A 12,508-nucleotide genomic window follows, 5' to 3' on the forward strand; every position below is an offset into this window, starting at 1 on the left:
CATTGGAATTGCCCATTCGAATTGGATGACACGCCGCCTGGAGATGCAGTCGACGCCTGCTAGGATGCGCCGCAGTACGGAGGAGATGCCCAGGCCATGGTCAAGACGGTGCTTTATGCGGAGAAGCTCTATGACAACGACAAGGTCGAGCGCGAGGTGTTCGGGTCGGACGTGCGCGTGGTGTGGCGCAACGTCGCCAACCTGTCGCAGCTCGAGGAGCGCGACTGCGCCGAGATCGACGGCCTGATGGTGATGAGGCACGCGGTGACCGCCGATCATCTCGCCAGGTTCCCGAGGCTCGCCTGCGTCGTGCGCATGGGCGTCGGCTACGACAAGATCGATCGCAAGGCGGCCGCCGCACGGAAGGTAATGGTGTGCAACGTGCCGGACTACGGCACCACCGAAGTGGCGGATCACGCGTTGGCGCTCGCCCTGTCGCTGCGCCGCGGTATCGCGCTCCACCTCGAGGCGCAGCGCCGGCCGCAGCCCGCGCCTTGGAGCTACGTGCGCGACCCGCTGCTGCGGCGCAACGGCGTCCAGACCTTCGGCATCGTCGGCCTCGGCCGCATCGGTACGGCGGCGGCGCTGCGTGCGAAGGCCTTCCAGTTCCGCGTCGTCGCCTATGACCCGTACATGCCGAATGGCACCGAGCTCGGCGTCGGCGTCGAGCGCGTGCGCTCGCTGGAGGCGCTGATGGAGCAGACCGACACGCTGTCGATCCACGCGCCGCTGACGCCGGAGACGCGCGGCATGATCTCGCGCGCCATGCTGGAGCGCATGCCGAAGGGAGGCGTGGTGGTGAACACCGCGCGCGGGCCGATCGTCGATGTCGATGCGCTGGCCGACCTCCTGAAGCGCGGCCATCTCGCCGGCGTCGGGCTCGACGTCATCCCCGTCGAGCCGCCGGTCGAGCCCATCCCCGAGCTGCTGCGTGCCTACCGCGCGCGCGAGCCGTGGTGCGAGGGGCGCCTGATCGTCACGCCGCACTCCGCCTTCTTCACCCCCGAGGCCTGGGACGACACCCGGCTCAAGGCGGCCGAAACCATGCGCGCGGCGCTGGTCGGAGAACGGCCGCAGAACGTCATCACGCCGGAGATGTTCTGAGCCCCTGTCCCCGCGAGGCCGTCATGAAGATCGACAAGGTAGAAACATTCCTGGTGCGCTGGGGCGATGTCGTCCGGCCGGCCGAGGCGGCCTCCGGCACGGCGACCGCCGTCGTCGCCGTTCATGCCGACGGGCTCGTGGGCCTCGGCGAGGCGTCACCGATGCAGGGCGGCGTGGCGTCTCTCTTCGTCATCGCACGCGACATGGCGCCGGCGCTGATCGGCGCCGATGCGCTCGACCATGCCGTCATCCTCGATCGCCTGCTCCACAAGCTGATCAAGCTCGGCCCCGACGGCATCGTGACCGGCGCCTACGCCGCGCTCGACATCGCGCTCTGGGACCTCAAGGGCAAGGCATTCGGCCAACCGATCCACAAACTGCTGGGTGGCGCGTGGCGCACCCGCATCCCGTTCTATGCCTCGATCGGCGGCAACGCCGCCCGCGACGTCGACGGCGTGGTGAAGACGGTCGAGGCGCGGCTCAGGGCGGAGCAGCCGTCGGCCATCAAGATCCGCTGGGACGGCACGCGCTCGGAGATCGATCGCGACATCAAGGGCGACATCGCCAAGGCCAGGGCCGTGCGCAAGCTGGTGGGCGACGACTTCCCGTTGGCGTTCGACGCCAACAACCGCTACTCCGTCGGCGCGGCGATCAGGGTCGGGCGGGCGCTCGAGGAGCTCGGCTATGTCTGGTTCGAGGAGCCCGTGGAGTACTACCATCAGAAGGCGATGGGCGAGGTCGCGCAACGGCTGGACATCACGGTATCGGCCGGCGAGCAGTCGTACACGTTGCAGTCGGTGGCGGCGCTGATCGACAGCGGGGTCAGGATGGTCCAGCCGGACATCGTGAAGATGGGCGGCGTCACTGGGCTGATGCAATGCGTCGCCCTCTGCCACGCCCACGGCGTCGAGTTCGTGCCGCACCAGACCCAGCCGGCCATCGGCAACGCAGCCAACCTGCATGTGCTCTCGACCGTCATGCACGCGAGCAAGCCGGCGGAGCTGGCCGACGGCTGGGCGCGGTCCGCCGACACGTTCGTCAACGCTCCCAGGCCCGACGGCGGATGCATGGTGGTGCCCGAGGGACCGGGGCTTGGCCTGGTGGTCGACGAGGCGATGCTGGCGCGGCGTCGTGTCGACGTGACGGGCTGAGCGTAGGCATTCGCATCAAGGAGGCCGTCATCCCGACCGGGGCAGTGAGTAGCGCCCGCCCTGAGCGCAGTCCAAGGGAGGCGTAGTGGAGGGACCTTTCTTGTTGCGGCATCAGCAAGAAAGGTCCCTCGACTGCGCCGCCAATGGCGCTGTAGACAGCGCCCAATCGGGCGGCTTCGCTCGGGATGACGGAGAAAAATGGAACATGCGAATGCCCCGAGGCTGAACAGGCTGCATGTCGCCCAGGTCGTCTACGGCGAACGAATGGGTCGGCGCAGGCGTCAACCGAGCGACTGAGCCAACGCCTTCCGTGCGGCGACGATGCCCGGCAAGGCGGCTCGCGGCTCGCGGTCGGGTGGCGCGACAAGGTTGATGTGCGTTACGCCCGCCGCCGCCATTTTCCGCGCCCTTTCGACCACTGCCCTGGTGTCATCGCCGAGGATGAGCGGTCCACGCACTTTCAGTTGGGAGGGATCGCGCCCGGCGTCGCGCATGTACTGTTGCAGGCGCGGTATGTCGGGGAGGGGGTCACCCAGCGACATCCAGCCGTCCGCGATGCGCGCCACGCGGCGCAGGGCCTTCTCGCCCGATTCGGTGCCCATCCAGACCGGGATGGGGGGAACGGCGGTGCGATTGAGGCCGACCTTGTCGAGCGTGTGATGGCGGCCCTCGAACGTGACGTAGGGCTGCGACCAGAGCAACCGCAGCACGGCGACCTGCTCCTCGATCCGCATCCCGCGGCCATGGATGTCCTGCCCGAGGGCGCGATACTCGGCGGCATTCCAGCTTATGCCGATGCCGAGCTCGAAGCGTCCGCGGCTCAGGATCGCGAGCTCGGCCGCCTGCTTGGCAGCCAGCGCGGTCGGCCAGGCCGGCAGGATCAGGATGGCGGTCATGAAGTGAATGCGGCGCGTCACGCCGGCGAGATAGGAGAAGGTGACCATCGGATCGTAGAACGGCCCGACATACTGCCGGTCCGGCCGCTGCGGATTGGTGCCGGAGGGCTGGCCCAGCACGTGGCCGGCGGTGGATGTGAAGTCGAAACCTTCGCCATCGAGTGTCTGGACGTAGTCCCTGACTGCGTCGAAGTCGGGGAAGGCCGTGATCGGAATGGGGCTGCCGTAGCGCATTGCAGGTCTCCGGGACGATTGACCAACAGCCTACACGCTCGGCACAACGAGGGGCTACATTGGCCCCTCGATGAAGATTGCCATAGAAGCCCTTACCGAACTGGTGACGTTGGTCCTGATGCGGCACGGCCTCAGTGAGGGAAGTGCCAGCATCGTCTCCCGGACGATCGTTGCAGCGGAACGCGATGGCAGTCGTAGCCATGGTCTGCAGCGACTCGCCGGCTATCTCAGCAGCCTGGACTCAGGATGGGTCAACGGCCGGGCCATCCCGATCTTGCACGAGCGTGGATCCGGCGCTCTCGAGGTCGATGCGGGCAATGGTTTTGCCCAGGTTGCGCTGGAGCATGCCGCCCCGACAATCCGGTCCATGGCAAACCACGCCGGCTGTGCCGTGATGACAACGCGAAACTCACATCATTTTGCGGCGCTGTGGCCCGACATCGAGCCGTTCGCCGGGGACGGCCTGGTTGCCCTCACGATGGTCAACACGCGCAGTCGCATCGTGGCGTGGGGAGGCACCAGGAAAGTCCTCGGAACGAACCCCATGGCGTTCGCCTGCCCGCGCAAGGCAAGGCCGCCGGTCGTGTGGGACCAGGCTTCCAGCATCATGTCCCAGGGCGACGTCCTGCTGGTATCGGCGGCAAAGGGCCAATTGCCGGACAAGGTAGGCGTCGATGCACAAGGCCAGCCGACGGTCGATCCCGACGCGGTGCTCGAGGGCGGCGCGCTGCTCCCTTTTGGCGGCGTCAAAGGCGGCTCGCTCGCCTTCATGATCGAGATCCTGACGGCGGCGCTTGGTGGCGCCAGATTCGGCTTCGAAGACGGATCGGGCTCGATTCCGGGTGCGCTGACCTCGAATGCCGGCCAGTTCCTGCTTCTGATCGATCCGCAGAAATTCGGCGGCGCGGCCTTCCTGGACCGGGTCGAGCGGCTCGTCGCGCATCTGCACGATGCCGGGACCGCCCGCTTGCCCGCCGATCTGCGCTACGAGCGGCGGCGGGTCGCCGAACGAGATGGCATCGACGTCGCGCCCGCCATGCACGCCTATCTCGAAAGAGAAGCGGGGGGAGGGTAGCGTCTCATGGCTATGGCGTCCTTTGGCGGGGAGAGGCCCGAGCAGTGACCATGGGGCAGACATCGTACGACACGGTCGTCGTCGGTGGCGGCGCGATCGGCCTGGCGGTCGCCTATTCCCTCGGGACGATGGACAGCGCCTGCCGGGTGGGCGTCGTCGAGCGGGATGCGGCCTATTCGTTGGCGTCGACGCCGCGGGCGTCCGGCGGTTTGCGTCGGCTGTTCGCGCTGCCGGAGAACATCGAGCTCTCGAACGCCAGCATCCCGGTCTATGAGCGGTTCCCCGACCTGATGGCAGTCGACGGGCAGAAGGCCGACATCGGTTTCCGGAAGGGCGGATACCTGTTCATCGTTCCCGAATCTGGGGTCGCCAACCTGCGACGCAACTACGAACGCCAAAGGCAGCACGGCGTGAACGTCGACTGGCTGGAACCAGGGGAGCTCAAGGCGCGCTTCCCGTCGATGGCGGTGGCGGACCTCGCCGGTGCAGTCCATTCCCTCGATGACGGCTGGATCGATCCTTATGCGGCGCTCATGGCCCTTCGCCGCAAGGTGCGCACCCTGGGGGCGACGCTGATCCAGGACGAGGTCGTGGCAATCGAGCGGGAGGACAATCTGGTCCGCTCGGTCACGCTGAAGTCGGGGACGATCCTGAAGGCCGACAATGTGGTGAATGCCGCGGGAGCTTGGTCGCCCTTGATCAGCGGGATGGTCTCCCAGGCAATCCCCATCACCCCGTTGCGCCGCTTCGAGCACTACTTCGAATGCGAGGAGCCGATCGAGCCGCTGCCCTATGTCAAGGACCTCAATCGGCTGGCTTTCCGGCCCGAGGGCGAGGGCTATTCGGGTGGCGTGCCGACGCTCGCCGAGCCGCGCGGCTACAACTTCGATACCGACCACGGCTACTTCGAGGAGGTGGTCTGGCCGGCGCTGGCCCATCGCTTCCCGAAGTTCGAGCGAACGAAGTGCCGGAATACGCTGCCCGGCCTCTATGATCAGAACGATCTCGACGGCAATCCGATCATCGGGCCGTGGGAAGGCGTGTGCGAGAATTTCTATCTGGCGGCGGGCTTTTCGGGGCACGGGCTGATGCATGCTCCGGCGACCGGAAGAGCCATCGCCGAGCTCATCCTGAAGGGTCGCTTCGAGACTCTCGATCTCACGCGCCTCGGCTGGCGCCGCATTGCCCGGCAGGAGCCTTATGCGGAGCAGGGCATCCTCTAGCGCGAAGGTCGATCGCATGGACGGGGACGAGCGATGAGGACACAACATGCCGACGTGGCCGTCATCGGCGCCGGCATCGTTGGCATCGCCTGCGCGTACTACCTCGCGCTGTCCGGCCGTGCGCTGCGCATCGTCGTGATCGATCCGCTGGCGCCCATGAGCCTCACGTCGGCGGTGTCGGGCGAGAACTATCGCAACTGGTGGCCGCACAGGGTGATGACCGCCTTCACCGACCACAGCATCGACCTGATGGAGAAGATCGCGCGCGACAGCGGCAACCGGCTCCACTTGACGCGGCGCGGCTATGCGTTGGCGACGCGGCAAGCCCATCCGGACGCGCTGATCCAGCAGCTCCACGAGGGATATGGCGCGGAAGCCGCCGGCAAGATCCGGATCCACGGGAAGCGATCCGCGGGCCGGTATCAGCCAGCCCTTTCGGCCGATTGGGAGTCCGCACCGGACGGCGTCGACGTGATCCAGGACCGCGCCATGATCGCCGCCCACTTCCCGGGCTTCGACGAGGCGGTCGCGACCATCCTTCACATCAGGCGCGCCGGCGACATCAGCGGCCAGCAGATGGGCAGCTACATGCTGGAGAAGGTTCGCGAGTGCGGCGGGAGGCTGGTGCGGGGCAAGGTGGTGGAGGTCGTCAAGACCAACCCCCATGCCCTTGCCGTCCGTGGCGAATCGGGTGCGTCAACGGTCGTTGCTGACGTGGTCGTGAATGCGGCCGGTCCGCATGTCGATGATGTCGCCGGGCTGGTCGGGCAAAGCCTGCCCGTGCGCACCGTGTTTCAGCAGAAGATCGCCTTCGAGGACACGCTGAAGGCGATCAGCCGTCACATGCCTTTCTCGATCGATCTCGACGACCAGCAGATCGATTGGAGCCCCGAGGAGAGGGAGCTTCTCGCCGAAGATCCCGCCACCGCCTGGCTTACCGGAAGGATGCCCGGCGCCATTCATTGCCGTCCCGAGGGCGGCGATCACGGCACCTGGGTCAAGCTGGGCTGGGCATTCAACACGACACCATCGAAGGTCGGCGACGATCTTCCCTACAATTCGAACTTTCCCGAGATCGTCCTGCACGGCGCCAGCCGTCTCAATCCGGGCCTCAAGGGCTACTACGGCCAGCTGCCCTCCCGCCTGTCGTACTATGGCGGCTACTATACCATGACCCGGGAGAACTGGCCCTTGATCGGACCGATGGGTCCTCCGGGCTGGTTCGTTGCCGGAGCGCTGTCCGGTTTCGGAACCATGGCGGCGTGCGCGACGGGATCTCTGATCGCCGGGTGGATAGGCGGCGATCCGCTTCCGGAGTTCGCACCTTCCCTCGGACTCGAGCGCCATCACGACAGTCGCCTCATGAAGGCGTTGCTCGAAAGCGAGAGTACCGGCGTCCTCTAGGTGCGGCGCGTCACGGCCGGACGCCGGTCGTGACATTGCCCCATGGACGGGTTTCTTGTCATTTGCGAAGGCCCTGGGGAAGTGGGGGGAGAGGCGGCACGGGACTTGCACACCGTGAGGCCTGGGCCTCCAAACGGATGGCTGGTGAGAAATTGTGACTGCAGCGGATCCTGTTGCCCGGAGCGTGGCGAAGGACCTCATCGCCGGTTGCCAGGGCGTGCCTGGCATGTGTGACGACGAGGATCCTTCGCTTACGGCGCTTGCTCCGCAAAGCGCCTTGCTCAGGATGACGGGAGGGGTCCGGCGTCCTGTCGCCGGAATTCCAAGGAGGAATCGTGCAACTCGCTCCCTATGATCTCGTCCTGCGCGGCGGTCGTGTCATCGATCCGGCACAGGGGCTCGATGGCCTGCTCGATGTCGCGGTCCGCGACCGGCGTGTCGCCGCCGTCGGCAAGACGCTGGCGGGGCCGGCGCGCGAGACGATCGACGTTCGCGGCAAGCTCGTGTTGCCCGGCCTGATCGACACCCATGCCCATGTCTATCGCTATGTCAGCGGTCGATTCGGGCTCGACGCCGACATGGTCGGGATACGCTCGGGCGTAACCACGGTGGTCGACCAGGGTGGCCCCTCGGTGCTGACCTTTCCGGGCTTTCGCGAGTACGTCGTGAAGCAAGCGGCGACACGCGTGCTGGCCTTCATCTCCGCCTACATGGTCGGCGGCCTGGAAGGTCACTATTACCCCGAGCTCTATCGGCCCGACTGCATCGCCGTGGACGATACGATCCGCGCCGGCCGCGAGAACGCCGATCTCGTGCGCGGCGTGAAGGGCCATGCCGAGATCGGCGGCTTCACGCGCTGGGGCAGCGAGGCGATGCGCCAGGCCGCCAGGATCGGACGCGGTCTCGATCTCCCGCTCTACATCCACTTCGGCCAGCTCTGGCCCCTGCCGGAGGACCGGCATCCCTACGATCCCGACGCCATCCTGCCGGAGATGCTCGAGATCCTGCGGCCGGGCGATATCCTGGCGCACCCGTTCACGCGCCATCCCGGTGGCTTTGTCGATCATCAGGGCAAGCTGCACCCGGTGGTGCGCGAGGTGCTGGCGCGCGGGCTCAAGACCGACGTCGGGCACGGCTCGCACTTCTCCTTCAATATGGCGCGGCTGGTGCTCGAAGCCGGTGTCGTTCCGGATACGCTGGGTGCCGACATGCACGGCTACAACACCACGGTGCCTAAGCCCAAGGGCACACCGCAGACGCATCCCGACAAGGAGGAGATGCACCTGTTCGCCGGGGCGCAGAACTTCTCGCTCGCGTCTGCCATGACCAGCATGCTGGCCCTGGGACTGGGCCTCGAGCAGGTCGTGCCCATGGTGACCAGCAATTGCGCGGCGATGCTCGGCATGCAGGACGAGATCGGCACCCTGCGATCGGGCGTCGAGGCCGACATCTCGGTGCTCGACGATCTGACCGGCCGCTTCGTGCTGCAGGACAACGAGGATACGCGCGTGGTCGCCGAACGCCTGCTGCGCCCGGCATTCTGCCTGCGCGCGGGAAAGCGCTTCGATGCCGATGCCCCGATCCTGCCGACAGCGGTGATGGCCGAGGCGGCATGACGGCCGCGTCGAAGGGGGGCGGGCGCCGGCGCCTCCCTCCGGCGCAGGGAGGAGGCGGTCGCTCCCTGCGGCTCAGGCTGCCCCGCCGGGTTTCTCCAGTTCGCCCGCTCGCCTGGCGACGTCCGGGTTGCCACCGGCGCGAAGATCAGCCGCCACCTTGCCCACTGTGAAGTGCAGACGAGCCGAACTGCCGCCGCTACATTTGCGCGATGAACCTGAAGCGCGCGCCGAGATCCGGTCGCCAGTTGCCCAACGCACCAAGGCCCGTGCGCATCGTCGATGCCCATCATCACATTTGGCGACAGGCCGACCTCGCCTGGCTGCAAGGCCCGATGCAGCCGCGCATCTTCGGACCCTACGAGGCGATCCGGCGCGATTATCCAATCGAGGAGTATCTCGCCGATATCGAGCCCTGCAGCGTCGAGAGATCGGTCTATGTCCAGACCAACTGGCCGCCGGGCGGCGAGCTGGAGGAGGCGGCGTGGGTGCAGCAGGTCGCCGACCGGCACGGCTTCCCCCATGCCTTCGTGGGATATGCCGATCTGCAATCGGACTCGCTCGCCGCGACGCTGGATGCGATGGGCTGTCATCGCGGCCTGCGCGGCATCCGCCAGCAGCTTCATTGGCACGACAATCCGGCGTATCGCTTTGCCCCCCAGCCGGCGCTGATGAACGAGGCAGACTGGCGCCGAGGCCTGCGCGCCGTCGCCGATCGCGGTCTGCTGTTCGAGCTGCAGGTGTTCACCAGCCAGATGGCGGACGCGGCGCGCCTGGCCGGCGCGTTCGGTGATCTCACGTTCGTGCTGCTGCACGCCGGGATGCTGGAGGACCACAGCGAGCACGGCTGGGCGACGTGGCGCGAGGGCATGCGACGGCTCGCCGATTGTCCGAACGTCGTGGTGAAGCTCTCCGGGCTGGGCACCTTCATCCATCGATGCGACGCCGCGGCATGGTCGCCGGTGATTCGCGAGACGGTCGCCATGTTCGGCGCCGGGCGGTGCCTGTTCGGCAGCAACTTTCCGATCGAGAAGCTGTGGACCGGCTACGGGGCGATCGTCGATGCCGTCGTGGGCGCGCTCGATGATTGCACCGCCGACGAGCGGGACGGGATCTTTTTCGCCAACGCCGTCCGGACCTATCGGCTCTGACCCGAATCCGGCCTCCCGGAAGAGAGAGACGTGGCTATGCCGCGCGATGGTGTGGCACGATCCAAGGAAACGACGACAGGGAGGCTCCAATGGGCGAATGGCCGAAAAACGCGGCTTCGGTGCAGCCGGGTTGGCTCGATGGCGTGCTGCGCGGCAACGGCGTGCTGCGCGGGTCCCGGATTGTCGGCGTGACCGCAACGGATGTCGGCACGGGTGTCGGCATCATGGGTGAGGTCGCCCGCCTCTCCCTCGAGTACGACAAGCCCGGCAATGGTGCGCCCGCGACCGTCGTCGGCAAGTTCCCGACCGCCGACCCGACCAATCTCGGCGTCGCCCGCGCGCTCTACTTCTACCCGCGCGAGGTCGCCTTCTACACGAAGCTGGCGCAGCATTCGCCCATTCGCACGCCGCGCCTGCTCCATGCCGATCTCGACATGGGCGACCACAGCTTCGTGCTGCTGCTCGAGGATCTGCGCGATGTCACGCACGGTGACCAGATCGCGGGCCTCTCGCCGGTCCAGGCCGAAGCGGCTGTCACCGCGCTCGCGCGCCTTCATGGCGCCTGGTGGGGCAAGGTCGACGGGCCGGGTTTGGAGACGCTGTTCGACTTCGCCAACCCCGACTACGGCGCGGCGGTGCAGGCCGGCTACCAGGGCTTCCTCGGCCCGGCGCTCGAGCGTTGTGGCGACTGCTACAGTCCCTACACCAGGAAGGTCGCGCAAGGGCTGGCGCCGGTGGCGGCCCGCGCCGTCAAGCAGATCTCGTCGAGCTGGCGGACCCTGCTGCACGGCGACTACCGCGCCGACAACCTGATGTTCGGCGCAGGGTTGGGACAGGACGGCGTCGCCGCCGTCGACTGGCAGATTTCGGGCAAGGGCGGCGCTCTCTACGACGTCGCCTACCTCGTCTGCAACAGCATGCCGCTCGCCTATCATCAGAAGGCGGAGAAGGATCTGCTGCATCGCTACCACGACACCCTGCTGCAGTCGGGCGTCCAGGGCTTCACGTTCGAGGATTGCTGGAACGCCTATCGCTTCGCCGTGCTCTGCGGATTGTTCGTCGCGATCTACACGACGGGCGGCATGGACGTCGGCAACGAGCGCGGGCTGAACGCGATGCGCGCCATTGCCCGGCGCGTCGACGCCGCCGTCTCCCAACTGGAGGTTGGCGACTTGCTGCCGCGGTGACCTGTAGCAAGTTCCGCTCGGCTGACCCGGCCGAGCGGAACGCGTCCGGCGCAAAGTCGATTACGGGCGCACGCATTTCTACGGTCTTGATCGCGGCCTCACGCCAGGCGAGAGACGCTCGAGGAACCGAAGGCTGGTCTCAATGCTTCGCAATGGGGCTGGCGAATCGTCCTGCTCGACGAACAGATGCTTTACGCCGGCGAGCAAGGCCGTTCGGACGATCGCTTCGATGTCGAGGATGCCGGCGCCGAGCTCGACCGTCGATCCGTCGCGGCCGAGGTCCTTCAGGTGCACCAGCACGACCCGACCTCCGGCGTCCACCAGACTTCGGACGGGATCGAGGCTCGCCTTGGCCAGCCAATAGACATCCAGCTCGAGCTTGACGTCGCCCGCATCGGACTCCCTCGTCAGCAGCTGGAAGGGCGTCGTCCCATCCTCGAACGGAACGAACTCGAAGTCGTGGTTGTGATAGGCCAGAGTCACGCCCTGGCGGCGGAGGATGCTGCCGGCTCTGTTCAGTGTTTCGCAGGCGCGCTTCCAATCGTCGAGGGTCCGCCGCTGATCGGCGTCGATCGAAGGGCAGACGGCGAAGGTCGATCCGAGTATCGCGGCCTGGGCGACGACGCCATCGGGATTTTGTCGGAGGTCGTCGTAGCCTGCATGCATCGACGGAGTCGTGAGCCCGAACCGATGCAGCTTCTCCTGGAGCACGTCGATCGCTGCGGCGGCGAAGCCGGCAGTCTCGACCTCCCGATAGCCCAGGTCGGCGATATCTCTCAGCGTGCGGTCGATGTCGGCGGCGAGCGGCTCCCTCACGGTGTAGAGCTGCAATCCGGCGAGCCAGGGCGTCGGCGACTGCGGGAGCGTTGCCGTTGACAGCCCCAACACAATCGGAAAGAGGGCTCGTCGCGCTATTGCCGGACCTATCCCACGACTTTCCTCCCATCGGAACAGGCGACGTTCGTGCGCTTCCAGGCGATACCAGCCCGCGATGCGCATGCAATGATAGATTCCACGGGACGCTGGCGAAACGCCTTGCCAGGAGATGAATCGAGATGATTCGATCCACTTCAACCATCTGCATCGCATCGTGGGTCGCTGTCGCGCGTTCGACCTGCTGTTCACCGGCCGTGTGTTCGACGCGCGCGAGGCGATGGCGCTTGGTCTGGTGAGCCGCCTCGCGCCGGAAGAGAAGGAGCTGTCGAGCGCACGTGAGCTCGCCGTCGTCTTCGCCGGCAAGTCGCCCGAGCTGATGTGTCTTGGCAAGGCAGCGTTCGGGCGCGACATCGACAGCGGCTACCGCCAGGGCGCGGCGGCCGCCGTCGATCTCGTGTCGACGGTCCTCAGCCGACTGCAGGGAAGGGCCCTTCGCCTTCGTCGAGAAGCGCAAGCCTCACTGGGGCAAGGACTTGAGGACGACTTCATTTCATCGACGGTGGGAATGCGCTCGGCGGACTTGGCCGGACAGCC

The 12,508-nt window shown here is 66.9% G+C and carries 11 protein-coding genes; 9 read left to right on the forward strand and 2 right to left on the reverse strand.

Annotated features, from left to right (window positions below; genetic code table 11):
• Window positions 1-96: 96 nt before the first annotated feature.
• Both AB7O82_RS10740 and AB7O82_RS10745 read left to right on the forward strand, forming a co-directional pair.
• A complete protein-coding gene (locus AB7O82_RS10740; RefSeq protein ID WP_428541465.1) occupies window positions 97-1,104 on the forward strand; it encodes a C-terminal binding protein in 1,008 nt (335 codons plus the stop codon).
• A 23-nt stretch (window positions 1,105-1,127) separates the two neighbouring features.
• A complete protein-coding gene (locus AB7O82_RS10745; RefSeq protein WP_428541462.1) occupies window positions 1,128-2,255 on the forward strand; it encodes a mandelate racemase/muconate lactonizing enzyme family protein in 1,128 nt (375 codons plus the stop codon).
• Window positions 2,256-2,536: 281 nt separating this feature from the next.
• Here the strand turns inward: AB7O82_RS10745 and AB7O82_RS10750 are convergent, their stop codons facing one another.
• Window positions 2,537-3,385: a TIGR03619 family F420-dependent LLM class oxidoreductase gene (locus AB7O82_RS10750; RefSeq protein ID WP_428541459.1), complete on the reverse strand. Its 849-nt coding sequence runs from the start codon at window positions 3,383-3,385 to the stop codon at window positions 2,537-2,539.
• Window positions 3,386-3,455: 70 nt separating this feature from the next.
• Here AB7O82_RS10750 and AB7O82_RS10755 point away from each other — a divergent pair, with 70 nt between their 5' ends.
• From AB7O82_RS10755 to AB7O82_RS10780, 6 genes are all read left to right on the forward strand, one after another.
• Window positions 3,456-4,460: an Ldh family oxidoreductase gene (locus AB7O82_RS10755; protein WP_428541456.1), complete on the forward strand. Its 1,005-nt coding sequence runs from the start codon at window positions 3,456-3,458 to the stop codon at window positions 4,458-4,460.
• Window positions 4,461-4,510: 50 nt separating this feature from the next.
• Window positions 4,511-5,683 (forward strand): NAD(P)/FAD-dependent oxidoreductase, encoded by a 1,173-nt coding sequence (locus tag AB7O82_RS10760; protein WP_428541453.1) that lies wholly within the window; start codon window positions 4,511-4,513, stop codon window positions 5,681-5,683.
• 33 nt (window positions 5,684-5,716) lie between these two features.
• Window positions 5,717-7,087: an NAD(P)/FAD-dependent oxidoreductase gene (locus tag AB7O82_RS10765; RefSeq protein ID WP_428541450.1), complete on the forward strand. Its 1,371-nt coding sequence runs from the start codon at window positions 5,717-5,719 to the stop codon at window positions 7,085-7,087.
• A gap of 332 nt (window positions 7,088-7,419) precedes the next feature.
• A complete protein-coding gene (locus AB7O82_RS10770) occupies window positions 7,420-8,703 on the forward strand; it encodes an amidohydrolase/deacetylase family metallohydrolase (RefSeq protein ID WP_428541483.1) in 1,284 nt (427 codons plus the stop codon).
• 209 nt (window positions 8,704-8,912) lie between these two features.
• Window positions 8,913-9,851: an amidohydrolase family protein gene (locus tag AB7O82_RS10775; protein WP_428541447.1), complete on the forward strand. Its 939-nt coding sequence runs from the start codon at window positions 8,913-8,915 to the stop codon at window positions 9,849-9,851.
• Window positions 9,852-9,940: 89 nt separating this feature from the next.
• Window positions 9,941-11,038, forward strand: coding sequence for a phosphotransferase (locus AB7O82_RS10780; RefSeq protein ID WP_428541444.1), 1,098 nt, complete (start codon window positions 9,941-9,943; stop codon window positions 11,036-11,038).
• 78 nt (window positions 11,039-11,116) lie between these two features.
• Here AB7O82_RS10780 and AB7O82_RS10785 read toward each other — a convergent pair whose 3' ends face one another.
• Window positions 11,117-11,926 (reverse strand): sugar phosphate isomerase/epimerase family protein, encoded by an 810-nt coding sequence (locus AB7O82_RS10785; protein WP_428619351.1) that lies wholly within the window; start codon window positions 11,924-11,926, stop codon window positions 11,117-11,119.
• Between the two features lie 157 nt (window positions 11,927-12,083).
• Here AB7O82_RS10785 and AB7O82_RS10790 point away from each other — a divergent pair.
• Window positions 12,084-12,508 (forward strand): enoyl-CoA hydratase/isomerase family protein (locus tag AB7O82_RS10790; RefSeq protein ID WP_428619354.1); only part of this gene is annotated, 425 nt, incomplete at its 3' end.

The sequence above is a fragment of the Reyranella sp. genome (genome assembly GCF_050185545.1).
GTDB lineage: Bacteria > Pseudomonadota > Alphaproteobacteria > Reyranellales > Reyranellaceae > Reyranella.